The 26,795-nt window shown below is 49.4% G+C and carries 24 protein-coding genes and 2 pseudogenes; 10 read left to right on the plus strand and 16 right to left on the minus strand.

From position 1 onward, the window contains the following. Window positions 1-176: 176 nt before the first annotated feature. Window positions 177-667: pseudogene (locus GJ746_RS12665) on the plus strand (ISNCY family transposase); the annotation flags it as partial. On the opposite strand, the gene GJ746_RS12670 reads toward GJ746_RS12665, so the two are convergent. Continuing rightward, window positions 668-1,003, minus strand: coding sequence for a nuclear transport factor 2 family protein (locus GJ746_RS12670; protein ID WP_154680519.1), 336 nt, complete (start codon window positions 1,001-1,003; stop codon window positions 668-670). Window positions 1,004-1,350: 347 nt separating this feature from the next. On the opposite strand from GJ746_RS12670, the gene GJ746_RS12675 reads away from it, so the two are divergent. Beyond that, on the plus strand, window positions 1,351-1,623 hold the full coding sequence (locus GJ746_RS12675) for a DUF1471 domain-containing protein (RefSeq protein WP_154680520.1): 273 nt from the start codon (window positions 1,351-1,353) through the stop codon (window positions 1,621-1,623). A 152-nt stretch (window positions 1,624-1,775) separates the two neighbouring features. On the opposite strand, the pseudogene GJ746_RS12680 reads toward GJ746_RS12675, so the two are convergent. From GJ746_RS12680 to pgtC, 4 genes and pseudogenes are all read right to left on the minus strand, one after another. Next, a pseudogene (locus tag GJ746_RS12680) lies at window positions 1,776-2,021 on the minus strand (LysE family translocator); the annotation flags it as partial. Between the two features lie 358 nt (window positions 2,022-2,379). Further along, a complete protein-coding gene (gene pgtA / locus GJ746_RS12685) occupies window positions 2,380-3,630 on the minus strand; it encodes a two-component system response regulator PgtA (protein WP_154680521.1) in 1,251 nt (416 codons plus the stop codon). Then, complete coding sequence (pgtB, locus tag GJ746_RS12690) at window positions 3,620-5,629, minus strand: two-component system sensor histidine kinase PgtB (protein WP_154680522.1); 2,010 nt, start codon at window positions 5,627-5,629, stop codon at window positions 3,620-3,622. The genes pgtA and pgtB overlap by 11 nt, the downstream gene beginning before the upstream one ends. Next, on the minus strand, window positions 5,626-6,858 hold the full coding sequence (pgtC, locus tag GJ746_RS12695) for a phosphoglycerate transport regulator PgtC (RefSeq protein ID WP_195908862.1): 1,233 nt from the start codon (window positions 6,856-6,858) through the stop codon (window positions 5,626-5,628). The genes pgtB and pgtC overlap by 4 nt, the downstream gene beginning before the upstream one ends. A gap of 393 nt (window positions 6,859-7,251) precedes the next feature. Here pgtC and pgtP point away from each other — a divergent pair, with 393 nt between their 5' ends. From pgtP to GJ746_RS12730, 7 genes are all read left to right on the plus strand, one after another. After that, complete coding sequence (gene pgtP / locus GJ746_RS12700) at window positions 7,252-8,643, plus strand: phosphoglycerate transporter PgtP (RefSeq protein ID WP_154680524.1); 1,392 nt, start codon at window positions 7,252-7,254, stop codon at window positions 8,641-8,643. A gap of 440 nt (window positions 8,644-9,083) precedes the next feature. Next, a complete protein-coding gene (locus GJ746_RS12705; RefSeq protein WP_154680525.1) occupies window positions 9,084-9,935 on the plus strand; it encodes a MurR/RpiR family transcriptional regulator in 852 nt (283 codons plus the stop codon). A gap of 207 nt (window positions 9,936-10,142) precedes the next feature. Next, on the plus strand, window positions 10,143-10,574 hold the full coding sequence (locus GJ746_RS12710; RefSeq protein WP_154680526.1) for a PTS sugar transporter subunit IIA: 432 nt from the start codon (window positions 10,143-10,145) through the stop codon (window positions 10,572-10,574). 11 nt (window positions 10,575-10,585) lie between these two features. Continuing rightward, window positions 10,586-11,056, plus strand: coding sequence for a PTS system mannose/fructose/N-acetylgalactosamine-transporter subunit IIB (locus tag GJ746_RS12715; protein ID WP_154680527.1), 471 nt, complete (start codon window positions 10,586-10,588; stop codon window positions 11,054-11,056). 40 nt (window positions 11,057-11,096) lie between these two features. Then, window positions 11,097-11,891 (plus strand): PTS mannose/fructose/sorbose/N-acetylgalactosamine transporter subunit IIC, encoded by a 795-nt coding sequence (locus GJ746_RS12720; RefSeq protein ID WP_154680528.1) that lies wholly within the window; start codon window positions 11,097-11,099, stop codon window positions 11,889-11,891. After that, entirely contained in the window at window positions 11,888-12,739 is an 852-nt protein-coding gene (locus tag GJ746_RS12725) for a PTS system mannose/fructose/sorbose family transporter subunit IID (protein WP_154680529.1), read from the plus strand. Before GJ746_RS12720 ends, GJ746_RS12725 begins: the two co-directional genes overlap by 4 nt. Before the next feature lie 15 nt (window positions 12,740-12,754). Next, a complete protein-coding gene (locus tag GJ746_RS12730) occupies window positions 12,755-13,819 on the plus strand; it encodes a tyrosine-protein phosphatase (protein WP_154680530.1) in 1,065 nt (354 codons plus the stop codon). Window positions 13,820-13,913: 94 nt separating this feature from the next. On the opposite strand, the gene GJ746_RS12735 is transcribed toward GJ746_RS12730, so the two are convergent. The 7 genes from GJ746_RS12735 to ttrS all read right to left on the minus strand — a co-directional run bounded on the left by GJ746_RS12735 (window position 13,914) and on the right by ttrS (window position 21,351). Further along, window positions 13,914-15,194 carry an MFS transporter gene (locus tag GJ746_RS12735; protein WP_154680531.1) on the minus strand — a complete coding sequence of 427 codons (1,281 nt, stop codon included), beginning with the start codon at window positions 15,192-15,194 and terminating at the stop codon, window positions 13,914-13,916. Window positions 15,195-15,308: 114 nt separating this feature from the next. Then, window positions 15,309-15,770, minus strand: coding sequence for a RidA family protein (locus tag GJ746_RS12740; protein WP_154680532.1), 462 nt, complete (start codon window positions 15,768-15,770; stop codon window positions 15,309-15,311). A gap of 17 nt (window positions 15,771-15,787) precedes the next feature. After that, entirely contained in the window at window positions 15,788-16,948 is a 1,161-nt protein-coding gene (locus GJ746_RS12745; RefSeq protein ID WP_154680533.1) for a M20 family metallopeptidase, read from the minus strand. A gap of 19 nt (window positions 16,949-16,967) precedes the next feature. Further along, on the minus strand, window positions 16,968-18,047 hold the full coding sequence (locus GJ746_RS12750) for an alanine racemase (protein ID WP_154680534.1): 1,080 nt from the start codon (window positions 18,045-18,047) through the stop codon (window positions 16,968-16,970). A gap of 15 nt (window positions 18,048-18,062) precedes the next feature. Continuing rightward, entirely contained in the window at window positions 18,063-18,734 is a 672-nt protein-coding gene (locus GJ746_RS12755; protein ID WP_154680535.1) for a transcriptional regulator, read from the minus strand. Window positions 18,735-19,013: 279 nt separating this feature from the next. Continuing rightward, window positions 19,014-19,604, minus strand: coding sequence for a tetrathionate respiration response regulator TtrR (gene ttrR / locus GJ746_RS12760; RefSeq protein WP_154680536.1), 591 nt, complete (start codon window positions 19,602-19,604; stop codon window positions 19,014-19,016). Then, on the minus strand, window positions 19,579-21,351 hold the full coding sequence (ttrS, locus tag GJ746_RS12765) for a tetrathionate respiration histidine kinase TtrS (protein WP_154680537.1): 1,773 nt from the start codon (window positions 21,349-21,351) through the stop codon (window positions 19,579-19,581). Before ttrS ends, ttrR begins: the two co-directional genes overlap by 26 nt. Before the next feature lie 177 nt (window positions 21,352-21,528). On the opposite strand from ttrS, the gene nrfD reads away from it, so the two are divergent. Next, a complete protein-coding gene (nrfD, locus tag GJ746_RS12770; RefSeq protein ID WP_154680538.1) occupies window positions 21,529-22,533 on the plus strand; it encodes an NrfD/PsrC family molybdoenzyme membrane anchor subunit in 1,005 nt (334 codons plus the stop codon). Window positions 22,534-22,877: 344 nt separating this feature from the next. Here the strand turns inward: nrfD and GJ746_RS12775 are convergent, their stop codons facing one another. The 4 genes from GJ746_RS12775 to GJ746_RS12790 all read right to left on the minus strand — a co-directional run bounded on the left by GJ746_RS12775 (window position 22,878) and on the right by GJ746_RS12790 (window position 26,786). Further along, the gene (locus tag GJ746_RS12775; RefSeq protein ID WP_154680539.1) at window positions 22,878-23,852 is read right to left on the minus strand and encodes a LuxR C-terminal-related transcriptional regulator; all 975 of its coding nucleotides are present in this window, start codon (window positions 23,850-23,852) and stop codon (window positions 22,878-22,880) included. Between the two features lie 140 nt (window positions 23,853-23,992). Next, on the minus strand, window positions 23,993-25,297 hold the full coding sequence (locus GJ746_RS12780) for an FKBP-type peptidyl-prolyl cis-trans isomerase N-terminal domain-containing protein (RefSeq protein ID WP_154680540.1): 1,305 nt from the start codon (window positions 25,295-25,297) through the stop codon (window positions 23,993-23,995). Next, on the minus strand, window positions 25,294-25,716 hold the full coding sequence (locus GJ746_RS12785; RefSeq protein ID WP_227852636.1) for a hypothetical protein: 423 nt from the start codon (window positions 25,714-25,716) through the stop codon (window positions 25,294-25,296). The genes GJ746_RS12780 and GJ746_RS12785 overlap by 4 nt, the downstream gene beginning before the upstream one ends. Before the next feature lie 104 nt (window positions 25,717-25,820). After that, window positions 25,821-26,786, minus strand: coding sequence for a hypothetical protein (locus GJ746_RS12790; RefSeq protein WP_154680541.1), 966 nt, complete (start codon window positions 26,784-26,786; stop codon window positions 25,821-25,823). Window positions 26,787-26,795: the final 9 nt, after the last annotated feature.

Below are 26,795 nucleotides of genomic sequence, written 5' to 3' on the forward strand. Positions count from 1 at the left end.
TACGCCAGCATTACTGATTCATTAAGGAGACTGGTGTAGACAGGAACTTAAGATCAAACCCAGGCAATTTAACATAATATACATTATGCGCACCAATGGTGTAACAGCCACGTTGTAATGTCCGTTCTGGGCTAAATTAAAGATGTCTGTCACGTAGATTCCATCGAGGGATTCTGATGACGGCTCATGCAGCGGAGTTTTTCACTTTGGATGAAGTTAACCGACTTAAAATCATTCAGGATGTTATCGACCAACGTCTGACACTTGGTATGGCTAACCGTCGTCGTGGAAAACCCAGCAATAACCAGCTCCCCGCAGGTCTTGCCCGGTACGCACTCAACATAATCCGCGAACGTTATACCGACGTTGGGCCAACTCTGGCGTATGAAAAACTCGCAGAACTTCACGATATCCATTTGTCCAAGGAAACTGTCCGGTCGTTTATGGTTAAACCCGGTCTCTGGGTTCCGCGCAAACAACGAGCACTAAAGATTCAGCAGCCATGCTATCGCCGTGCCTGTTGTGGTGAACTGATTTCTGGGGATTTGTCGAAACACGTCCATATATGAGAGCAAAAGCAGCTTTGGCTGATGCATTGTACAGTGACAAAGCCAGCGTTTTCAGAATCAACAATCGACATGCCATCAACGATGATGGCTATGCCCGGCTACGGAAAATAGAACCATGCCGTAGTAATAAGTTCGTTTTTAACTTCAAAGACGGCCACGCTCTCCAGTGGTTCAGAGGACAAACCATATATCAGCTCATGGTCGAATACTTTATTGCCTAATACGATTCTGGAAATAAGTTCAGCCCTCAGCTCTGGATTGTTAAAGCGGTTATTGACGTAAAACTCACGTAATGGTCCCTTGCCTGTCGTTGAAGGCGTTTCAGTGGGCATCCGGTACCCTTTAAAATCATCTGCAAAACAAGTGATAAACCCTTCAATATCATGAGCATTATAGGCGGCAAACTGCGCCTGGACGATCGATTCTATTGACATGCAGGAACTCCCTTTAATGAATATTTATGCTTAAATTAAGCATATAAAATCACATTGTAAGGGTGGCCTCAAGAGAAAATTGACGCTGCTTTCTACTCTAGATCGTCCACTTCTGGCACAGCGCGGACTGCTGAACTTTGCCCTATCCCGGACAAATCAGCAGTCACGCGATCGTTATACCTGCTACGCATTAGTAACTGAACGCCGGAAAGCCTTCAGCATCAAGCATTGAAGGGGGAAATGTGTTTATTTTCCGGTTAAGCGCCATTTTGTGGCTATACTGAAAATGGCAACTATACTGAAACTGAAAAAGCTTATGATGAGCTTTCTTTTGAGGAGATTAAATAATGAAAAAGGTATTAGCCGCATTAATGTTGTCCGCATTTGCATTTGGTGCCTCAGCTTCTCAGTTGATCACTAAAGAAGAAGTCGATCATTTTAAACTTACCCATGTGGGAACCATCTCTGTAGGCCCATCCGGTGGAGAATTCTCCTCACCTTCCGACTTGCATGACCAGCTTTCAAAATTAGCTGATGAGAAAGGCGGCAAGTTCTATGTTATTACTGCTGCTCGTGAGCATGGGCCAAACTTTGAAGCAAACGCTGAAGTTTATAAATAATGATTGATGTCATCAGAACTTAATTATAGTTTATGAGACATCTGTCATAGTCAACAGCCTGTACGTCATCGTACAGGCTGCCTGCTTATATTTCCTCAGGATTCAGCGCTGTTCTTCCCTACCCCATCTAAGCGGGAAAATCCCCTGCTTTATTACCTTCGACTCATCGCCAACTTCGCGGCAAATAATAGAAACAGGCATCCGGTCGTACGATCCATCCATTTTACTACCGCGGGCTTTTTCAGAATACCAGAAGCATAGCGGGTAGCTGAAATAAGCAACAGCGACCACAAAGTACCAATCAACACGTGGATTGTAACCAGCAGGAATGTCCAGCCAACGGGAGAATGTCCGGTTGGAATAAACTGTGGTAAGAAAGAAACATAAAAGACTCCCAGATTCAGGTAATAAAAACACTGTGTTTATTTGGCTATTTTATTAAATGCGACTATGCTAATTCACTAACCGCGATCACATAACCTGATTTATTGAAGTGACTTTTAAGGTATCAAAAGTAGTACCGAAATTTATATATTTTTTAAGGTATCATTTTTAATACGTTATTATTTTGATGGGTGCCCTTAATCTTTTTTATTTTATATACCCTAAGTCCGAAGGGAACAAATAATATTTGTCATACGATTAAAGAAAAATCAAAGAAAATATTTCCAGGAGTGTCGGTCAGTCAATCAAAACGGAGACATTTTGCACAAAGAGGAAATGACCACAAAGTCATCCCCCTCCCCTCGATTTCTGTTAAACCCCTTTGTAGTGCTCTTTACTCAGACCATATTTTTTCATTCTGAGATAGAGCTTTTTACGCGGGATGAGCAGATACTCAGCGACCTCGTTGATGCGCCCCTGGTGGATATTCAACGCTTCGGTGATGATTTGACGTTCAACATCTTCTACACGTTGATCGAGCGGCGTCGGCTCACCGCCGTGTATCTGCGGGCTCACCGTTTCCGCGAGCGGTAATACGCCAACGGCAAACAATTCGGCGGCATTCGCCAGTTCACGAACGTTGTTCGGCCATACCCGACGCATCATCCCTTTCAACAGAGTGTTATCCACGTCCGGCACCGGATGATTCAGGCGCAGACACGTTTTCTGTAAATAGTGATGGAACAACGGTTCGATATCATCGGGACGCTTTGACAGAGGTTGACAGGCAATTTGCGTCATTGCGAAGCAGTAGTAGAGTTCCGCTACAATCTGGCCGCTGGATGCCAGCTCCATCAGCGAAGCTTTACCGATACCAATCAGGCGAAAAGGCCGTCTCTCAAGGCTCTGCAGCTGCACCAGCTGATGCTGTTGCCCATGGCTCAGATACTCCGGATGGCTTAATACCAGCGTCCCGCCCTGCGCCTGCTCAATAAGCTCATTCAGCTTTTGGGCATTAGCCTGAGTCAGTTCGCAATAGATAAAAGGACCTTCGGCGTTGCGCCCCAACTGGTGTAAATAGCGCGCGCCGGTCATGCGTCCGGTTCCCGGTTCGCCATAAAACCAGACGGCAATATCCGTCTCCGCCAGTTGCTGTAAGCGCTGGCGATACTGATTTATCCATTGGCTGCGACCAATTAACTCAACCTGCAATTTCTGCTGACAGTACTGGCGACGCGCAATGACCGACTGCCTCTGTCGTAACGCGTCGTCCACCAGCGAAAGGAGTTTTGCCGGATCGACTGGCTTTTGCAGAAAATCCCAGGCCCCTTTCTTCACCGCCTCCACCGCCATCGGGACATCACCATGCCCGGTGATAAGCAGTATCGGCAGCTGCTCGTCATCCTGATGAAACAGCATCATCAAATCGATGCCGGAGCAGCCGGGCATACAGACATCGCTCAGCACAATGCCGGGCCAGTCTTTCTGCACCCACTCGCGCGCGTCAAAAGGATTATTGCAGGCACAGACCTGATAACCCGCCTGTTCAAGCAGCTGGGTATACGCATCGAGCACATCGGCATCATCATCAATCAGCAGAATCGAACATTCATTACTCAACATCTTTTACATCCGTTAAATTGAATTGCAGCACCACGCAGGCATTGCGCGTTAAGGTGGATGCCAGACGCAACATGCCCTCCATCTGCGTCATCAGCGAAACACAAATCGACAGCCCAATTCCTAACCCCACGGCTTTACTGGTCGTAAACGGCTTCAGTAAGGAAGGGAGTAAGGCCGCAGGCCAGCCGGGTCCGTTGTCGGCAATCAACACGCTTAGCGTGTCGCCCTGCCTTTGCCAGCTCACGTTAATTTCGGCAGCGGTCGGACAGGCGTCGAGCGCGTTCGCCAGTACGTTCACCAGTACCTGATGGACTCGCACCTCATCACCACGAACCCAGACGGTTTCATCCGGTATCAACAGCGTGCCTTGCTGTGGTTTGTGGCGCATCGCCAACAGTTCCCACGCCACGGTGAACGCCTGGCGCAGATCAACCGGATGCAGCGGCGTTTCCAGCTCCGCGCGGCGGGTAAACTGGCGCAGGGAGCGGATAATCGCGTCAATGCGGTTAATTAACCCCTCCGCCTTCGTTAACGTTGTTCGCGCCTGTTCCGTTTGTCCTTGTTCAATCGCCCGACCCGCCGTAAAAAGATACATCGACAGCGCGTTCAACGGCTGGTTGATCTCATGCGCCAGCGTTGTCATCGTCTGCCCTACGACCGCCAGTTTTGCCGTCTGAATAAGTTCGTCCTGGGTGGCGCGTAGATCGGCCTCAATGGTTTTTCGCTCGCCGATCTCCTGTTCAAGCTGCTGCTTTTGCGCGTTAAGCTGGCCCAGCGTATGGCGGAGTAAACCCGCAATACGCCCCAGTTCGTCCCGACCATAAACCGGAATAGTGGCATCCGTCTGGCCCAAACCAATCTGTACCACCGCCTGATTGAGCGCGGTAAAGCGTTTAACCAGCCGCGAGCGAATAAAATAGTGGTTCAAACCCCACGCCAGCAGCAGCGCCAGCAGCGTTGCAATCAAAATCAACCCACCGCTAACGCGAACAATTTGCCCCATACGCTGATTAAACATCTGCATTTGCTGGTGACTGCTGCCAAGCTGGACTTCAAGCAGCGTCCTGAAGCGCCCCAGCGTCGCCTCTCTGGCGCGGCTGGCCTCCACTAACGCGCTTTGCGCGGCAACATAATCGCGCATGGTATTCGGCATCATATTTTTCACCATGCCAATTTCCAGCAGCTCATCAATGGTTTGACGCAGAGTTATCGTGCTGGGCCAGTCATCCAGAGCGCGGATATTTTCTTCCGCCGTTTTTTTCAGGTTTTCGAGATAGCGGATATGCGTCTCAACCAACATGCCGTCATCATTTCCGGATTTCAGCTCATTGAGCCTGTCGCGCAGGTCGTCAACGATTTGATTCTCGATGCGGGCCAGCGTGTAGACCTGCTGCTGCTCGTTCTGGACTTCTCGCGAACGTTTCAGGTACTGCGCCGCGTCGCCCTGTCGGGCTTCAATCTGGTCCAGCAGCGTGCCCTGCTGCCAGGTAAAATCCTGCACCAGTGAATTCAGTTCGGTGGTGAAATCGTCATGTAGCCAGTCAATGCGCGCGGACAGCTCTCCCACCTTTTCGCGCACCAGAAACATGTTGTAGAGCACGCGATCCAGTTCCGACAGCAACGCGCGACTGTCCTGCAAAATCACCGCCAGCTGCTGGCGCTCTGCCGGAGGCATTCCCTGGCTCAGCCGCTCTATTTTATCCAGATGCTGAATAATTTGATTGCGCAGCTGCAGGCGCACCGCGGTATTCGGCGCGAGCAGAAACTCGTTTAACTGATCCACCACCAGATTGAGATTACCTTCAATCAGAAAAGCAGAGTGGATTCGGGGAAAATACTCATCCAGCGAGTAGCGTATTTGCGAGCTTTGCTCATGCCAGGAATAGAGGCTGACGCTGCTGACAATCAGCGTCAGCAGCGCCCCCATCAGGAAAGCCCCTCGTAAACTACTGCTGATACTGATTTGCCGCAGACGCTGCAGCATCGACCGGCCCGTCATTTCAGTTCTTCCAGTTTATTGATTGCCTGACGCTGGTTATTGAGAAACCAGAGCTGCCACTTCATCATTTGCTGCTCCGCAAAGCTCTTGTTATCGAACTGCGCCAGCCAGGCTTCATCCTCGCTGCTTGCCGGATCGACCGGTATAGCGGTTAACAGCGCACGAATTTCGGGCAACGGATGCTTAAGACGAGCCTCCGTGCTGTGCAGAGCGCGCCAGGCATCTTTAAGCTGGGCGAGACGAAAGCTGATTGCCGTATCGAACATGCGCTGAACCAGACGCTGACGCTTCAGGATCAGCCGGTAATTTAGCGGCGGTTGATTCATCAGCACCGCCTGCTGCGCTGCCCGGGGATTTACCGGTGCCAGCGGCGTCACAGGATATTTCCCGGTATTGGCATCGGCGAGGATCCGCTGCCCTTCCGGGCTGAGTAAATAGCGGATGAAGCGCCGGGCTTCGCTGGCATGCTGGCTGTTTTTCAGGACCGCGACGTAGGTGGGCGAAACGGCCGACTGCGGAAAGTAGGTAAAAGCCAGATGCGGATCGTTCAGCAGTAAATTGGCATAGTTATCGATGACCGGACCGGCTACGCCCAGCCCGCTTTTAATTTTATCCGCTACGCTGAAGCTGCGTGAGGAAATTGTCACAAGGTTTCCGGCGCTCTCTAACAACGTTTTCCAGCCCTGCGCCCAGCCTTTTTGTTGCAAAAGCGATTCCACCATCAGATGGTTGGTATCCGAACGCGATGGGCTGCTCATCAGCAGCGCTCCCTGATATCTGGGATCGGTGAGATCGCCCCAGTCCGTCGGTGACGGCAGATGCCGCGTCGCCAGCGCCGAGCGATTAATCAGCAAACCGAATCCCGAAATCGCTACCGCAACGGACGTAGAACGGATGGACTCCGGTACCAGGCGTTGGCTCGCAGACGGCGCACCGCTGAACGGCGCCAGTTTTTGATGCTCCTGAAGATGCTGGAGTAACATCGGCGACGAAGTCAGGATCAGATCCACGTTTTCCGCATTGGCCGTATCCAACAGCTGTTCCAGCGAGGCGCTGGTACGGTTGAGCGTGCGAATCATCACCGACCCCGGCTCCGTCTGCCAGCGCTGGATAATCCATGCCGTAGCGCTGGGGGAAAACGTGGTGGCCATCACCAGCTCATCGCTTTGCGCGGCACAGGGCCTGAACAACATAGCCAACAGCAGCAGCGCAAAAGTTCTGCCAGGCATTCCACCTCGACGAAGAGACATGTTTGTGATCCCGTTCAAAATATTGCAATATCGAAAAAATAGTGTTGAGACAAAACTTACCCGTTTATGACGACCAACAAATTTAAAATCGCGAACGTAGAAATATTCTTAGCGCTAACCGGGAATATCGGCAGAGATTACCAGATAATGATCAGGGATTTTGTTAATATCCGCACAAGCCTGAGACAAATTCAGTGAAAAATTAATTCCAGGGTAATTCAGCCCTTCAAAATGAGTCAAAAATAACTCATCAAATCATCAAATTGAGTCAATTTTGACACATTTCCTCGACTTGAGTTTCATGGCCGCTTATTTCACTCTTCATGCCGAATACTCCTGATGTTCATACCAATATAAAATACAGGTGACGACATGTTTTCATTATTAAAAAAAGGGCCGTCGGCAAATAAGGTTCCTGCTGAGAAAATTCAGGCAACCTATGGTCGATACCGTATGCAGGCGCTACTAAGCGTATTTCTGGGCTATCTGGCGTACTATATTGTGCGCAATAACTTCACGTTATCCACGCCTTATCTGAAAGAGCAGCTGGATCTTAGCGCCACGCAGATAGGCTTACTCAGCAGCTGCATGCTTATTGCTTACGGGATCAGCAAAGGCGTCATGAGTAGCCTCGCGGATAAAGCCAGCCCGAAAGTTTTTATGGCCTGCGGCCTGGTGCTGTGCGCTATCGTCAACGTGGGTTTAGGATTCAGTACCGCGTTCTGGGTCTTTGCTGCGCTGGTTGTTCTGAACGGTCTGTTTCAGGGAATGGGCGTCGGCCCCTCTTTTATTACTATTGCTAACTGGTTCCCGCGCCGCGAACGTGGACGTGTAGGCGCGTTCTGGAACATTTCGCACAACGTCGGCGGCGGGATCGTGGCTCCGATCGTGGGCGCCGCGTTTGCTATCCTCGGCACTGAACACTGGCAGAGCGCCAGCTATATTGTTCCGGCCTGCGTAGCGGTGGTTTTCGCCCTGAGTGTACTGCTGCTTGGTAAAGGCTCACCGCGTGAGGAGGGACTGCCTTCGCTGGAAGAGATGATGCCGGAAGAAAAAGTGGTGCTGAAGACCAAACAAGCCGTAAAAGCGCCGGAAAACATGAGCGCATTCCAGATCTTCTGCACCTACGTACTGCGTAACAAAAACGCCTGGTATGTCTCCCTTGTGGATGTGTTTGTCTATATGGTGCGCTTCGGCATGATCAGCTGGCTGCCTATCTATCTGCTGACGGTGAAACATTTTTCTAAAGAACAGATGAGCGTCGCTTTCCTGTTTTTTGAATGGGCGGCCATTCCTTCCACCCTGCTGGCCGGATGGCTTTCCGACAAGTTATTCAAAGGGCGCCGCATGCCGTTAGCCATGATCTGTATGGCGCTGATTTTCGTCTGCCTGATTGGCTACTGGAAAAGTGAATCTCTGCTAATGGTGACGGTTTTCGCCGCGATAGTCGGCTGTCTGATTTACGTTCCACAGTTTCTGGCTTCCGTTCAGACGATGGAAATTGTTCCCAGCTTTGCGGTAGGTTCAGCGGTTGGCCTGCGCGGATTTATGAGCTACATCTTTGGCGCATCTTTAGGGACCAGCCTTTTTGGCGTAATGGTGGATAAAATGGGCTGGCACGGTGGGTTCTATCTGCTGATGGGCGGGATCGTCTGCTGCATTCTGTTCTGCTACCTTTCTCATCGCGGTGCGCTGGAGCTTGAACAACAGCGTAAAAACGCTCAGGAGGAAGAGGCCGCTTTAACGCTTGCCGACGCACAATAACGTCAGCACCGGGGAAATAAGTGCCAGCCTGCTGGCACTTTTCTGGCTTATAAATGACTCTTCCGCAGCGCAGGCATTCGCGCAGACCTCTTCTCTTTTCTCAGCTGCTTATTAGCGGATAATTTTACCGGATCATATTTATAGATATTCGACAGCATATTAAGTGGAATGCGATTGTAGCCGGCGAAAAATCGTACGATCGTGAATTAAGGCCCATGGAGATGATATCTTCAGCCGAAAACGCTCGACAGCTTTGGTCGTCATCACGAGAGTTAAGTGCCCCTGGCAACAGCAATTATTGCGCACCTGACCTTACCGTCAAGGTTGAAAGAGCCGGACGGATGAGTGAAGATAATCGGGTTAACCGACTTTGGCGCTCAGGCGAGTTTTGCTCCGCTGAGCCTCAGACCCAATTACCGTCTTCCTGTTATGGTGGCCAGATGCTTGACCTGAAGCTAAGAGAAATTAATAACGGCTTATCCGCAAAAGAGCGCCTGGTCGCCGACTATATTCTGGCGAATAAACCTCTGCTGAAGAGCATAAGCATTCAGACTCTGGCCAAAGCGAATAATGTCAGTACCACCACCATTCTGCGCCTGTGCCATAAACTCGGTTATCAGGGCTTCAGCGATCTTAAAATTGACCTGATTACCTCTTCGGGTCACAGCAATAACGACAAAGTTTTACAGGAAGATATCAACCTCGATGACTCCACGGAAAGCGTCAATCATAAGATTCAGCTGATCGAAAAATCATCAATTGACGAAACGCACGCTATCGTCAACACAGAACAATTAGAGCTGGCAATTCAGCTCATCAGAAAAAGCAATAAAATCGTTATTTATGGCGCCGGCAGCAGCGGACTGGTGGGTAAAGAGCTGGAGTATCAGCTGATCAAAATAAAAAAGGATGTCAGCTGCCACGCTGATTACAGTATCCAGTACAGCATAGTGAACACCCTGGACGAGAATGATCTGGTGATTATCCTCTCCCACTCGGGTGAAAATCTCGAAGGCGTCAAGCTGCTTACTATGGCTCAGCAGCTGGGCGTTCCGTCAATTGCGATAACCAAAATGGGCCAAAGCCGTATCTCGGCGCTCGCTACCATTCTGCTGCATACCATTACCAGCGAGAGCGTATCGCGCCTGATCCCTATCCGTTCTAAAATGTCTCAGCTTTCGGTTATCAACATGCTGGTGACAAACCTTTTTATTCAACAGTACGATGAACGACTGCTGAAACAAACCAAAAATCGCGCTCAGCGTTTTTACAATCAGAATCACAAATCCTGACGGATACCGTCGTACCGCTCCCTACCCTTGCTACGCCTGCAATCCCGCAGACGTAATATGGCGATCAATGCCTGAAGAGTGATCACCCTCGCAGAATGGATAAATGGGCTTTTGCCCTGTGTATTCCCTCGACTGAAAGTAATAGCATTACTAACAACGAAGCAATATTTAGTAATAATGTAACTAACGATCCGCTGGGGAGAAAACATGCAAACTGAGATTCCTGTCATTCTGGTTAGCCACGGTCCCTTTGCTGAAGGCGCGCTTTCCTGTGCGGAAATGCTCATCGGTAAGCAGCACAATGTCGCAGTCATATCACTGCTGCCGGAGGCCAACATCAACGACGTTCGCGCCACCCTGCTGGATACCTATAAGACGGTCAACAAGGGTAACGGCGTAGTCATTCTTGTCGACATGATGGGAGGGTCGCCCTGCAACTTAGCCAGTGAGCTGGTTCTGACGTACGACGACATCCTGCTTTATTGTGGATTCAATATTCCGACGCTGCTGGAAGTGCTCAGCAATCGCGATTTACCGCTCAATGAGATTGGCGCCGTTATCGAAGAGGTGTTCCCCGGTAGCTGTTTTAACGTCGGGGAAATGTTACAGACAGAACACACACAATCAACCGATCTGTAGGGGAAATAATTATGCCGATAAATCTTGCAAGAATTGACGATCGTCTTATTCACGGACAGGTGATTACCACATGGGTAAAAAATCACGATATCGAGCAGGTGTTAATCATCAACGATAAAGTGGCTGACGATAAAATTCAGCAATCTGTTTTAACGATGTCAGCGCCGCCGGAATTAAAAGTTCAGGTGTTCGGCGTACGTAAATTCATAGAAATTCTGCAAAAGACGGAAATTAAACGACGCACCATGCTGCTATTTACCAACAGCGTTGACGTTAATACCCTGGTAGAAAATGGCGTAAAAATCGACAAGCTCAACGTGGGTGGTATGCGCATGCAGGAGGGCAGAAAGAGCCTTTCTCGGGCCGTCGCCGTGACCCCGGAAGAAGAACAGGCGTTTAAAGCGATTCTCGCCAGAAATATCCCGGTGGAAATACAGATGGTGCCAAAGGATCCGGTAGTTGACCTGCAGACGTTAATTTAGCGTCAATGTATTTATAACTTAAAAAAACAGGGATAACTCTATGTTAATTGAAGCTATTCTGGTCGCCATCTGGGCTGGTATTTGCTCACTGGACGACGTCGGGCCGCAAATGTTGCGTCGCCCGCTACTGACGGGAACCGTCGCCGGGATCATTATGGGCGATATGGTTCAGGGGCTGGCAATCAGCGCCACGCTGGAATTAATGTGGATGGGCATCGGTAACGTCGGTGCTTATTCCGCGCCCGACATTATTGCCGGGTCAATTATCGGCGTCGCATTAGGTATTTCCTCTAATGGCGGCATTGCTGCGGGTATCGCTCTCGCCGTTCCGGTGTCCATACTTTGCCAGCAGCTTCTTATTATCTGGCGCTCCTTCGCAAGCTTCCTGAACGTCTGGGCGGAGAAATCTATCCAGGATGGTGATTATGGCAAGCTGCTCAAAATCCACTATTTCTCCACCCCGCTGTGGTTCTTGATCCGCGCAGTCCCCTGCTTCCTGGCGGTCTATTTCGGCGGCGATCTGGTGGGCCGAATTCTCGCCGCCATCCCGGAAAGCATTCTGACCGGTATGGGCGTAGCCGCCAAAATGATCCCGGCGATCGGCGTATGTATTCTGCTTTTGATGCTGTTAAAAGGCCGGATGTGGTTCTTCTTCTTGCTGGGCTTCATGCTGACGACCTACCTGAAGCTGCCTATCATTCCAATCACCTTTATCGCCCTGGCTTTTGCCGTGCTTTATGACATGGCCTACAGCAATAGTAACAACGCAGCGAATTCACCAGTGGAAAAAGAGAAACAGTCCGATACCGAGACTGAAGAAGGATATGACTTATGACCGACGTCGCCTCTTATCGTGTGGTTGAAAATTCCAACCAGGACAAAAAACTGACAAAACAGGATCTTAACCGCATTTTCTGGAATATCCAGTCAATGTCCTTTTCCTACAACTACGAAAAATTACAGACCATTGGTTTCGCCCACTGCATGATCCCGGTCCTTGAGCGACTGTATAGCGATGCCGATAAAGCCACGCGTATCAAGGCCATGAAGCGCCACCTTGAGTTTTACAACTCGCAGGTGAACACCGGCGCGCTGATCCTTGGCGTTACCGCAGCGCTGGAAGAAAAGACGTCGGAAGAAGAAAAAGAGGCCGTCGTTTCGGTAAAAGCCGGGCTTATGGGGCCGTTTGCGGGCCTGGGAGACAGCCTGTTAAAATTCACCTGGCTGCCAATCTGCGGCAGTATTGGCGCGGCGTTTGCCCTCCAGGGAAATCTTATCGGCCCCATACTGATGTTTCTGCTTTTCAACATCGTCAACGTCGGCTCGAAGTACTTCTTTATTCACTACGGTTATAACAAGGGTGTCGATTTAATCGAGCAGTCCAAAAATTCAAATATTATTCAGCGCATCTCCAATATCGCGAACGTCGTCGGCGTGATGGTCCTGGGGTCACTGATTGCCACGACGGTAAAAATATCAACGCCGCTGGTGATTGCCGTTGGCGAGCAGTCGATAAAAGTGCAGGAGATGTTTGATAAAGTTATTCCTAACTTACTCACCCTGCTGTTTGCACTCGGTATTTTCTTCCTGGTCAGAAAGTTTAAAGGGAAACATACCGTCGCGCTTATCATCGGCATGATGTGTATTGGTGTCATTTTTTCGATGCTGGGAATTTTAAATTAAGTTAAGGGATGATGTATGAACGAAACACCGCAGTTTTCAGTTATTCGTAAGAACCAGACGCAGCTTGAAATTCATTTTTCCGTCCCATTAGACAACGCCACGCTGTACTGGACACGCGAAAATGACGTCAATACCACCGAGCGTAACCTTATTAGCGAGCAGGCAGCCGGTACAGTATATTTTGACGATCCTTTACAGGCGCAGCAGCGTATCTATTTTATACTTGAGCATGCGGGCCAATCGTGGCTATTTGGTGAAAGAACCTTACCGGTATCCGGCATAAACAATTTCCGCGATATGGGCGGCTATACCGGCGCAGACGGGAAAACGGTAAAATGGGGCGTTCTCTATCGCTCCAACCATTTGCATAATCTGACTCAGCAGGCTCAGGCCTATCTGGAGGCGCTGGGTGTTAAAACCATAATTGATTACCGTAGCGCCAATGAAATCGCTAAAAGCCCCAATTGCCATATTGGTGAAAGTCAAACCTTTCATCTGGATGCTACCGCGCAAACCGCCGAGCTGGCGGCCCAGTTTGCCGCTGAACCCAGCAATGAAGATCGCGCGCTGATAGAAAGCGTGATCCACGATATTCCTGCTGAGTTAATTAACGGCGACGGCGCCCAGGTTATTGAACAATATCGAAACTTCGTCGTCAGCGAGAAGTCAAAAAAAGCCTTCAAAGCAGTGATAAATGTGCTACTTGATGCGGATAACGCGCCAAATATCCAGCACTGCCGCGGCGGCAAAGATCGTACCGGCTACGGCGCTTTACTGGTACTCGCCATGCTTGGCGTATCCGAGCAGGATATTATTGCCGACTATATGCTGACCGGAGCTAATCGCCTGGAACGCAACAACGTGAAAATGGCCGCCTATCGCCAGATTACGGATAATCAGGATGTACTCGATTATTTGCTAACGCTTATCGATACTCGCGAAGCCTTTATTGTTGAAGCATTAAAGACCATGAAAGCCATATCCGGTAGCGTTAGCGCTTATATTAAAAATGAGCTGGGCTTCAGCGACGCCGACTTTAAGAAAATGCAGGATAACTATCTGGTTTCACAGCCACATTAATCCACCATGCACTGACTGAAAATAGCAATATAAGTAAGCCTCCAGTGCAATGCTGGAGGCTTACCGTGGGTTGTCTGATTCCCTACTCTCAATATTATTGTGCTGCTGGATCCACGATTGGTTTATTAACCATAAAGAAGTATACCAGCGATGCCATAAACGCAATAATAGAAGAAGCAACCAGCGCCAGGGTAAATGACCCAGTATTATCCAGAATCATACCGGTAATAATCGGTGCAAAAGAGCCACCGATAAAGCCACCGAAATTCTGAATGCCGCTTACCGAGGTCACCAGACGCGACGGAACCGAAACCAGAATCAGTCCCCAGGCCGATGTACCGGCAAAATGAATTGAGAATAAGGCCATACTGATACAGGCGACGGCCATAAACGTGCTGTCAGTGTACGCCGCGGGCAAGGTAAAACCGGCGGCGCAAAGCAGTCCCAGACAGATCATCCATTTGCGGCTTTTCATTTTATCGGCGCCGCGCTTCATTACCCAGTCGGCTACGGCCCCGTTCACCAGCATCCCGGCAGCGCCGAACAGGAACGGAATCGCCGCTACCCAGCCGGTTTTCTCGAGGCTCAACCCGCGAGACATTTCCAGATAAGAAGGCAGCCAGGTCAGGAACAACCACACCATGTAGCCGACGCCATTAAAACCGATGATCATGCCCCACATAGATTTCTGCTTAAACAGACCGGCCCAGTCCTTCAGGGTCACCTTTTCTTTGCTGGAGGGTGGCGTCTCTTCTTCCAGATGCGCGATATCTTCCGCCGACAGCCCGGCATCTTCGCGATTGCGATAAAAGATAAACCAGAGAACTGAAAGAATAATACCGCTCACCCCAATGATGATAAACATCATGCGCCAGCCGAAAGCCAGCATCATGGCGATAAGCAGCGGCGGTGCCAGCGCTTGCGCCAGGGTGGACGACATATTAACAATCCCCATCGGCACGCCGCGCTGACGAATGTTGTACCAGTCATTGACGACTTTAACGCCGGTAGGCAGATGCGGTGACTCCCCTATACCCAGAAAGATACGGGCAACAATCATCTGGCTGAAGGAGCCGACAAATCCCAGCGCGGTCTGGGCCGCAGACCACAGAAAGATGCCGAAACCATACACTTTCTTGATGCCGAAACGCTCCATCACCATGCCAATCGGTAACTGGCACAGAGCGTAGCCGAAGGAGAATACCGACAGCAGCAATCCCATCTCCGTTGCCGTCAGCCCCATCTCTTCACGAATGGTAGTATTAGCAATTGAAAGTGAAGTTCTGTCGAGAAAATTAATAATACCCGCCACGAGCAAAAACAATAATGCCATAATTTGCAAACGCTTCAGGCGAGGGCTTGCTTGACTGGACATATATTATCCTTTTGTAATGTTAACCACGGCACAATGCTGCTTAATGCAGAATAATGCCGTCATAGGGCCCGGAGATATTCCCGGAGGGTTAATAATGCAAAATACTAATTAGTATTAATCTTTAATTTCAACAATCAGTTCGATTTCAACAGGCGTATCGAAGGGTAATGTATTAGTGCCAATAGCCGAGCGTGCATGTTTACCCGACTCTCCAAATATCGCTATCAGCAAATCTGAAGCGCTGTTCATCACCAGCGGCTGATCTTTAAAATCATCGGCGCTTTGGACAAAACCAAGCATTTTAATACAGCCGGAAACCCGATTAAGATCGCCCAGATAGCTCTTCAGGGATGAGAGAATGTTGATAATACACTGGCGAGCGGCAGCCTGCCCTTGCTCTATCGATAATTCCTTTCCGAGGGTGCCCTGATAAATTAACTCACCATTGACCCGGCAGTCGTTTCCCGAAGAGTAAAGTAAGTTACCGGTCTGTTTAAGCGGAACATAGGAAAACTTAGGTGCCGCTGGCTCACTAAGTGAAATACCCAGCTCGATTAAGCGCTCTTCAATATTCATAATGCTTCCCTGGTAGTTTATTTAAGTAAATGTAATGCCAGCGACGTATATATTTGTGCCGCCTGGTGCAGCTCTTCAATTTTTACATACTCATCTTTGACGTGCGCCTGCGCTAAATCCCCTGGCCCAAGAATAATGGTCGGGATCTGGCAGCCCACGGAGAAAAAAGGCGCTTCGCAGGTTGCGTCAAAAATCGTTTTTTTCGCCGCGCCGGTTAATGCGTCCACGGCCTGGAAAGCAGCCTCCACCAGCGGATGCGACTCTTCAATCGCCGACGCCGGAATAAACAGATAATTATCCAGCGAATAATCCTGCTGCGGCTTCAGACCCGATTCGGCAAGGGCTATCTGCAAACTATCGTTGATTTCATTACGCCTTTCTTCCGGTAGCACCCGGCGGTCAATTTCAATAACGCATGACTGCGGGACGATATTCGGCGCGCTGCCGCCGTTAATTGTGGTCACCAGCATGGAAGCATTTCCCAGCAGCGGATGATGCTTTTGTTTAACCCGGCGGCACTCCTCAAGCAGTCCCGGAAGCAGTACCGCCATTTTGTTGATGGCGCTATCCGGATTGCGGGTTTTCGCCGCATGTCCGGCGGTACCGTGAGTTGTCAAACGGGTACGGCTAACTCCTTTGTGGGCGACGCAAATCTCCAGCGACGTCGGCTCGCCAATAATCGCATAATCAGCTTCTACGCCCTGGGCAACAAAATGTTCCATCCCCAGGTTGATGCGCTCTTCATCAACGTTAAATAACAGAACAATTTCACCGCTAAAAGCGTACCGGCGGCGCTTAATCAGGATAGCGGCGTACATCATTGCCGCCACGCCGGATTTCATATCTGCCGCCCCGCGGCCGATAATGCGTTCCCCGTCAATGACGGCGGCAAATGGATCGACCGACCATCCGCTTCCACAGGGAACCACATCGGAATGACCGTTAAGGATCAACCGCTTACCCGGCTGTTGGCCTTTAAGGCGAGCGATAACATTCGGCCGATCGGCTACCGCCTCCTGTATATCGACTTCAATTCCCTCTCCGCGTAAAACATCGGCAATAAATAGCGCCACGGCTTTTTCATTGCCCGGCGGATTCTCTGAGGGAAACTGAATCAGGCTGCACAGGAGCGTAACTAACTCCTGCCGTTCATCGGCAGTTAATTTAATATCGATCATGATAAATACTCTCAGTTAATTAATAACTTTTGCCACGGGCATCGATAGTTATCGTTTCGCTCAATATTCCATTGCGGAAGGCATATATTTCATCGACCAGATTGGCGACCACGCAGCAGTGATTGGGAATAATATGCAGCTGTTCCCCAATGGTCAGTGAGACTTTCTCCGGGTCATAGCGTAAATATCCATGCTCTTCATTAAGTTTTACCAGCGCGACCTCGGGATATTCCTGAATCAATCCGTAAGATCCCGGCGTAGCGGAGAGATCCGACGTCAGGGATTTGGTACCAGCATCTACTGTCGCATATCCTGGAAGTGGAATACTGACCACGGTGGCGCAAATGGTCAGCGCGCAGTTTTCCGCAGTATAAATTCCTCCGTTGATCGCATTCATATCGCCAAAAATAAAATTACCGGCGCGCGACTCGGTAATGCCTTTAAGCTCATCGGCATAAAATGAAGAAAGCGTTGAACCTCCGGATAATACTTTGATATCAAAACCATACGCATTGAGAATATCCCGACTATTAATCAGTAAAGCGGCTTCTTCACGCGCCGCACGGCGGATATCCGGCTCTTCACGATATTGATAAATGGTCCCCGCATAGGTAAATACGCCGCTTACCCTTAAGCCAGGGAGCGCCGCCACCGCGCGGGCGAAATCCAGTAATTCATCTGGCTGGATGCCTTCGCGGTGTGCGCCATAATCAATTGCTATATCAATATCAAACGTCAGACTGTTTCTCACCGCGGCCCGCGACAGCCCCTGCGCGCCGGTCAGGCTATCGACAATGGTGCGCATGTTGATTTGGCGGGCCAGCTCGGCGTAACGCTGACATTTATCGTCGCCAATCAGCGGGTAAGCCAGCAAAATTGAGGTAATTCCTCCGGCCGCCATCACTTCCGCTTCTGCCAGCTTGGCGCAGGTGATGCCACTCGCCCCCAGCTCTTGTTCCAGCTTAGCCAGCCGCACGGATTTGTGGGTTTTAATATGCGGCCAGTGCTGAATATTATTGCGCGATAGTCCGGAGGTCATGGCAATAATATTTTTCTCCATAATATCCATATCCAGCGCAACATAAGGTGTGGTTAACATTTTTCCTCCTGACGGCTAACCGTCATCTGATGGGTTTTCCCCTCTGACCTCTCCCAGGTAGGCATACAGGGTATATTTTGAGATATTCAAAAACTCGCAGATTTTCTCTCCGGATTTTTTGATGAGAAATACCCCTTTATCATCAAAAAATTTAATGGCATTGAGCTTATCCTGCTTAGACATATTGGCGACAGGCACGTCGATAATTGTCATGCACTCATTTATCAAGTAATCAAGCAGTTCATTAACATCTTTGACAAAGACTTCCGTAACATCCTCTTTTTTGGCGGGAGCGATATCAGCGCGACCGGCCATTTTATTTAGCATTTTTTCCGCCAGTAATATGTCGCTGATATCGAGGTTAATGCACATTGCGCCAATAACCTGTTTGTTACTATTACGGATATAGATAGAGGTAGATCGCAGAGTCTTGCCCTCACGAGTGCGGGTAAAATAGTTGTGCCGGTCACCGTTCACATCCGTACCGCGAAGCACTTCCAGTCCCAGATTACTGCTAGGATCGCCTACCTTGCGGCCAGTAACATGGCCATTAATAATGGCGATAATGCTGCTTTCCAGTCCCTGGGAATGATCGTGTAAGACCACCTCGCAGTTTTCACCGAACTGATTTGCAATCCCTTCCATCATCGGAATGAAGAAGTCTAAATTTTCTTTTATGTTTTCCATGCTGACCTGAATTTATGTTAGATGACCAAACTTTTTGTTATGTATACCCGGACTAACAGAATTTCAGCAACACGAAACTGAACGAAAAGTGATCGCCAACACAATTTTTTCTTACTTTTTGTTTGCTGAGAGCCGTAAATCATACTTTTTGTATGATTTCATGCTGGTAGGATTTTAATGAGGAGGAAAGCGATATCGGGTTCAGCGGCGTGCGGCCCATGACGATTGGACGCGGCTAGCGAAGAGAAAGCAGCGACCTTCCGCCACCGCTGTTTGCAGTTAAGGCTGAATAACCAGCTGTAGTATCCACACCAGCTCAGCCAGGCTCCCGGCGTGCATTTTCTCCATTACCCGAGCCCGATGAACCTCTACCGTACGTACCGCAATATTCATCACCTGCGCAATTTCACGGTTCATCAATCCTTGTACCACCAGCAGAGCCAGTTCTCGCTCTTTTGGTGTCAGCTGCTGATAGCACTCAAGAATTTTTTGCCGCGAAACCGCCTCCAAAGAGAGCTCCAGAGCACGTTCCAGCGCCGCCTGCAGCGGCTCGGCCGAAACCGGCTTTTGCAGAAAATCCACGGCCCCTTGCTTCATCTGCTCTACCGCCATCGGCACATCGCCATGTCCGGTCAAGAACACCACCGCCAGAGTACTCCCGCTCTGACGCAACGCCTCATGAACGCCCCGGCCATCCAGCCCTGGCATACGCATATCCAGTAAAACCACACCGGCCTGATAGAGATTAGCCTGGGCCAGAAACGTTTCTCCCTCTGCCCAACACATCACTTCATAACCCAGACTCTCCAGTAAAAAGGCGCATGCCCTGGTAACTTGCAGATCGTCATCCAGCAGATGAATAATTGCCATGAGCGCTGTTATCCTCCTGTTGCGAAAAATTGATGCTCACAGTTAATCCTTTTTTGCCGTCAGGCGCCGTTTTATTGGCAATGCTTATCTCACCTCTGGCGTAGCGCGCCAGCCGCCGGCAGATAACCAGCCCCAAACCCATGCCATCCTTTCTACCGCTTTTAAAAGGCTCGAATGCCTGCTTCATTATGGCGTCATCAATTCCCCCGCCGTTGTCCTGTAGCGTAATCTCTACCTCTCCGGCTGCACGACTGGCGTTTATCCATAGCCTGTTCGCTCCTGCCTGAGCCGCATTGAGAATTAAATTAGCCAATACCTGCTCAAGCAGAACCGGCGGCAATATGACGGTTAGCGTGTGGTCGATACTGCCAATAATGCGTAGCTCAGGAAACTGTCGCGGTACGTGCAGCCACTGCCAGACATTTTCAATGGCCTGGACAATGCTGATGCACTCCCATTTCTCTGCCGTAACGTGTTTTCCCTGCGCCTGATTCACCCACAGCCGCAGATTACGTAATGTCTCAGCCCCGAGCTGAGCCTGAAGATCGATATTCTCCAGGGCGGGTAGTAGTGGGTGCTGCGGATCCAGCTTGCGCAGACGGATCGCGCAGCCCTGGGCGTAGTGGCGGATTGCAGCTAGCGGCTGGTTAAGTTCATGAGCGAAGCCTGAAGTCATTTCGCCCAGTACGCTTATTTGCCGGGCGGTTTGCAGGTCCTGCTCCTGCTTACGCAGCTGCACGGCATTGCGCTCAAGTAGTTTCCCGCGCCGCTGAACCTGTATCATGACCCAGATATAGTTCACTATCAGCAGCATCAGCACCAGCCCGGCTGCGGCCATCACCAGGCGATTTTGCACAAACCAGCTCGTCACATCCATCCACAGCTCTCGCTGCTGAGGATGCTGTTTCAGCTCACGCATCAGCGCCTCAGCCTGGTTAGTGGAGTCTGGCGCCCCCCATTGAAAGACTGCATCAGCAGGCGCATTAAATAACGCCCGGGTCACGCGATCGGCGAGCTCATCGCTGACAGCAGGCAGCGCGGCAAACGACCAGTCCCGGTAAAGACGAGTACTGGTTACGCAGGGTATGGATGAAGGGCGCTTTATCAGCGCAACAAAGTCGTCTTTATGGATCAGTCCCTTTTCATCCATCATTTCCAGCAGACAGACCGGTACAATCGCTGCCTGCACGGCATTTTCGCGCAGCAGATATATAAGCGCATCGGCGGGAAATCCGGTGAAGCGCAGATGAAGATCGCGGTCTGGCATCAATCCGGCATCGCTCAGAGCTTTGTATCCCAGCAGATAACCGCCAAATGCCATCGGATCGACGGCCCCGACCGTTTTGCCAATCAGATCCTCAGGCGTCTTAATTTCGCTGTCGCGACGGGTCAGGATCGCGCTGCCTGTAACGTTTTCTATGCCATGGGAAGCACGCAATGAAGCCAGCCAGCGTAGGGGAAAATGGTTATTTAATTGAACAAACTGTCCCGGATGAGTCACGACAAACTGGACGCTACCGTTTTTGACCGCTTCCTGCATCTGATGCAAATCCAGCGGACGAATATGAAACTGCTGATCGGGCAACTGCTCATTAAGAAATGATTCCAGCGGCTGCCAGCTGCTGCGAGCAAAAACATCGCCGCGAATCGACAAAATACCGATATGCCATGAATCCGCCCGTACTGGACAGATAAGCAGCAATGTCGATATCAGCAGCGCCAGACGCCCTACAGTTTTCGCTCCCACCTGATAAACCCTTTCATTATATTGTTCTGGATCAATTTTTCGACGGGTATGTGGTTAACCACAATAGAGATAACCCCGCCTCGATTTTTACACTGAGAATCATCAACTTTGTTTATGTATCACGTGCAAGTCAACGGTATGACAAATATTTTGTAGTTGCCGCGTGAGGGAGAAAATATGGATAAGCGTAAACGACTTTTTCTGGTGCTGTTGAGCTTTGCGAGCGCCGGCGCTTTTCTGGTTCCGCTATCCCATGCGCATGTCGAAGAGGTAATTTCTCGCCCGCAGGAGGTCAGTTGGCTACCGTGGGCGATGCTGTATTATTTTTCTATCAGCGTAGCCGCCTGCGCCGCACTGTTTGCCTCCGCCCTCCACTGGAGCAAAACACCCCATCCGCAACGTAAGGACGCGGCGCTGCTGATTGCCCTGCTCTGCGCGATAGCCGCACTGCTGGCGCTCCTGGTGGAGTCGCATCAATCCGCCAGCATCTGGCAGTTGTATACGCATCCCGCACCGCCGTCGTGGATGTCATGGGGAGCGTCGCTTTTGCCGCTATTCGCCCTGTTCTTAAGCCTGTGGGGAGCGGCACAATGGGCAACGCGGTTTTTTAATAAACGTTACGCCGTCACTAAATGGCTGGCTGTGATTTGCGCTATTTTAGCGCCCGGCCTGCTGGTCTATAGCGGGCTGGAGATTTCCCTGACGCTGTCGCATCCGGTCTGGTTTAGCTATGCCTTCACGCTGATGATGTTCTTGAGCGCGCTGCAAACCTTTTTCGCGCTGATGCTTGCCTCTACGCGCATTACCCTGCCGCAGCAGCGTAGAATGGTGCAGTGGCAGTCCCTGACGCTGATCGTCCTGGCTTTGCTGGTAACGGTGTGGGTAAGCAGCGACTCTTTATCAGGCACGGCGATTCGTCAGTGGCTGGAAACGTCATCTTCGGCACTCTATTACGTCATCGGTCTGCTGGCGTTGTGGTTCATTTCCATCTGTTTTGGCATTTACGCGCTCCACAATCTGCTGAGGCTGCCGGTTCGCGCCGTGTTGGCCCTGAGCGCAATGGCGCTGCACTGGGTGTTGCTGATTCAGGCACAAAGCCTTCCCAGATTTAAATCCCTTCCCACCTCTTCGGATAGCTGGCTTGTTAATCCAGGTGCTTTCGACCGCTACTTGCTGTTCTGATTTAGGCATAATTTTGACATCTGCTCGCTGAGGGTCAGGCCAGGTGTAAATGCGGCGATGCTTTTTAGCGGCCAGCGAGGCATGAGTGAAAACATTTGGACTGTACTCAACCCCGCCAGCCTGAGCATTTCCTGATTATCGACTCGATATAATGATATGCAGATAGAGCCTAAGAACTAGGCTCTTTTAAGAGGCTTACTGATTTATAACCTTAAAAACATGGTGTGCCGCTTACTGTGATGACGCAGGATATTAACGTCAGGATATGTATTCATTTTTATTCACAGGTGAACAAGTTAAATACTTTATAAAATTGTGACAAGATTTATATGCTTAATTTACAACTAACTTGCTAATTTCCATCGCAGAGTATTACTTCTCCCGCTCCCGGTTTTAATACTTATCACGGCACCCGTATTTTCCATCTGGCATAATAAGTAACGCATACTGTAAATACTGATATCCATTTCGTTTGCGATTTCTCTCGTTGTCAGCCAGATTTCATTTTCAGGCGATCTTAAATGTAAACGACTGCTGGTCAGGCGTTTCATACTTTGTAATACACGGTATTTATCATCTGACTCACCGTCAACCTCGCTGACAACTTTTGTTTTCCATATGAGCCGGTCGTCAGCGTACTCCTCAACGTGATGCTTAACGATTTCCGCATATTTTTCCGACACTGACCTGGTGCCTAACCAGAGTACGAAGTCGCTATACCTTTTTATATTGATTTTTCGCATAATTGAACGACGGTAGCTGCTCAGGGCTTTTATTGTACAACCCATTTTTTGCGAAATTTCATAATGCCCTAATCCCTGACTTAAATACCCTAACATCAACTGTTCTCGCCATGCCAGCTGGTATGGCCCAGGGCATTTTGAACAATTTGGCTTACGCAAGTCCGGAGGGCCACTCATCGAATCGGCGAAAAATAACGAAAACAATTTTCGGCGAATCGTGGCCACCGAGTTTCTCATCGTGATAACCGAGTTCACTACCGGGCAATTGATATTGCGATCGTAATGTTCGGTACGAGGGTAAACGCTTAGCCACTTTTTACCCAACATATTGAACTTATAATCATTTTGTGTTTGGAACTCATGGCACCCCACCCAATCAAAAACTTTTTCTCCCGGAGAGTGGAATTTCACAACCAGATCGGCATCCTTAGGCTCGCTAACCTTAGAAACGATCACTCCGCTCTGATACTCCTCTTCAAACAGCTCCTTTAAAAGGAATATCAGCCCCATGGAAAAATAATTATTCTCAGTTGCAATATGCACCGGCAAGTATATATTTTTAACAGCAGATACCATAATGAACCTCCTTCAGTTTTGATTCAGCTCGTCCTGTTTAAATATATGAGCTTAAGTTAATTATACAATTGTATTAGTACAAATACTCTCGGGTATACGGATTATATATTAAAAGAATAGTAAATCTTTAACCTTTACATTTACATTGATTGTTGTTTAACCACTCGAACTTTCCAATGCTCGACATATGTTCCCTGTTCCCAGGGATCTCCATATTCATTTACTTTTACAGCTAATTCTGCCTCGCCATTCAGGCGGATTTTTTTTACCACCACCTGCAGCCAGGCCGGCAAATCGATAATTTTTTCTTGCAGCACCAGGCCAGAAAGATCGGAATCTGCAATCAACGTTCCGTCAGTGAGACGACGTACCAGCGAAATTGTTAATTCGGTTGTCGAATCATCTTCTGGTAATAACTCGTTACCGGTATAAATAACCCGGTACCAGGCTTCTTTCCCGGCAGCTAGAGTATCCTGTTGTTTAATAAAGTTTTGTAGCCATTCACTATCGCGAACCTCCTTATTTTTAAGGGTTTGCTGAATAGCGTCATTAACCCGCTGATTGGCCCGGGCAAGATGGCGCTCAAACTCTTCCTGAGACAGGCGCCGTTCCCCGCGTAACGTTTCGGTTATCCCCGCCAGAAAAAATTTGCGGTCAATTTGAATACCTTGTTCATTACGCTGTTCAAGCAGGTCAATAATATCTACACCCATTGCCATCCCGGCAGCAAAATCCTCTAAATCATGTTCATTTGTAGGCAGTGAAGGATATTTAACTTCCTTCAGGTTTTTCTGTATTTTCTGTGTCAAAAGTTGCCACTGTGCATTCTTCTCCTCAAGCTGACTGACCTTGAAAATAAGTGAAAGACGTTCTTTGTCATTATTTTTCAAGCTCACCACCTCGCTTTCACGCTGGGTTAACTTATCATTAATGCTTTTTATTTCGTCTTTTTGCTTGAGATACATTTCCTTTATTTCCTTCTCTGAAGGAGTAGCGGAAATATGTTGTATCAACGATTTCATCCAGCGACCTAAAATACGTGAGTCAGGAAGCGACACCTCCTTTTTAGTCTCAATTTTAGCCTCGCCGCCTGTTTTTGGCACCATCGTCACGCCCGAGACGCTTTTAGATTCAGCAGGCTGGACCTCGGGCGCTTTTTTGGGCTTTTCATCAGTCGTTTTAATTTTCGCCGGAACCGTTTTGGCCTTTACTTCGGCTGATGGTTTGGCGCTAATCTTTTCTTTAGCAGGTGCTTTTCTCTGCGTCTCGGATTTTGGACGCGGCGCAGGACGTTTCTTTTCCTGCGCTTGCGGCTGCTCGACGGTTTTATTTTCCCCTTCGCGCTGCGTCCAATCCCTGGCATAATTTAAAACGTCGGCCTGAACGCATGGAATCATCGTGATACTGAGAATGAAGACTATAGCATTCCCTGCCCGATGATTCATTCGACCTTATCTCCTGTTGGTTTGACTGCCAGACTATTAAGCATTTCCCCACGGATCTCTGAACATAGTTTTACCGCCTGAAACTTATACAAAGCATCAATGGCATTGCGAGTTTCTGGATTTACGGAGTTACGCACGGTGGTATATCCGGAAGCTCCGTGCATAACACGCTCAAACCGAGCTTTTAATTCGGCATATCTGAGTTGATTAACAGTTCCCAATGCGTTTAACTCTTTTTCGCACTGTACCATATCGACTTCTCCTTCCGGATTTGTCGGCGGCGCAACCGCTTCCCCTGAGGAAGTCACCAGCGATGGTGCTTTTTTAGGAACACAGCCGGTTAAAAAAAATCCCGCAATGATAACTGCGACAACGCCTGATTTAATCATTATTTTCTTAACTCCAGAATTAATATTCATCGCTATTTCTTCATCGTCAGCATGACAATGAATATTATGAAGATTGCGACGGTGAAGAATATGCCATTCAATACCGCCCTGAAACACCTTCAGGGCGATTTCAATTATAAATAATTTACAGCCAGTATCCCGGTTCCGCTAATTGGACCGGTACTGGTCGGCGTACCATTCAGGGTTACCGTAACATTTAAGTTATTCGTTTTACCGGCTGAAACTCTGTTTGTTTGTAGCGCCTGACTATTAACAGTAACCTTTGCGGTAACGCCACGCCCTAAATCAACGGTGTCCCTGCCGGTGGTAGAAACGTTACTCAGATATAAGCTGTAAACCACCCCTGCATCGCTGCAGGCCATGGTTGCGCTTCTTGTCAGCGATTGCCCTGATACTGCCCCCGGCGCCATATCGTCAAATGGAAAGGACAGCGCGCTGGTGCTCATGCCACACCACTCCGGATCGGGTTCAGGATCAACCGTCCCAGGGAATCCTGGCTGGCAAGGTTCCGCCAGTCCTGGAGCAAAAACTGTATAGAAGTCTCCGGTCGATGGGTTCATCGCCCCAAAAATCAGGCACGGCGGTGCGTGAGCAGGGTACGATGACGATGGGGGCAATGCGACGCTGGCGGTACCGGAGAAGCCATATTTCTGATAGAAGCGAGCGGCCATCATCTGATGCGTACAATAAAACGGATTATCAGTACAATAATCTGTTGTAGTGCTACCATCAGATTTACGCACAGGATCGGTATTGCTTACGGTCATAATTGGTTGCTTGGTTCCCCCGCCAAACCAGTGACCGTTCATCGACGTCCCCCAGCCATAAATCATATATAGCCCCCAGGTTGCGGCCCTGGTAGTTTCTATCGAGGCGAAAGACTGCGCATTTAAATCTAAAGCCCAGTTGACCGCGACGGAACCTCCGCTCACCGTGAGAGACTGTACCGTCGGGCATCCTCCCCCCTGATTGCCAAAGGCATTACAATTCGCCGCCGATGCTGACTCAGACCATAGCAGAGCATTGCCCAGTACGATCCCCGCCGTCAGTATCAATCTTTTTAACTTTCTCTTTTCCATAAGCACCCT

Source organism: Klebsiella oxytoca (assembly GCF_009707385.1).
Lineage (GTDB): Bacteria > Pseudomonadota > Gammaproteobacteria > Enterobacterales > Enterobacteriaceae > Klebsiella > Klebsiella oxytoca_C.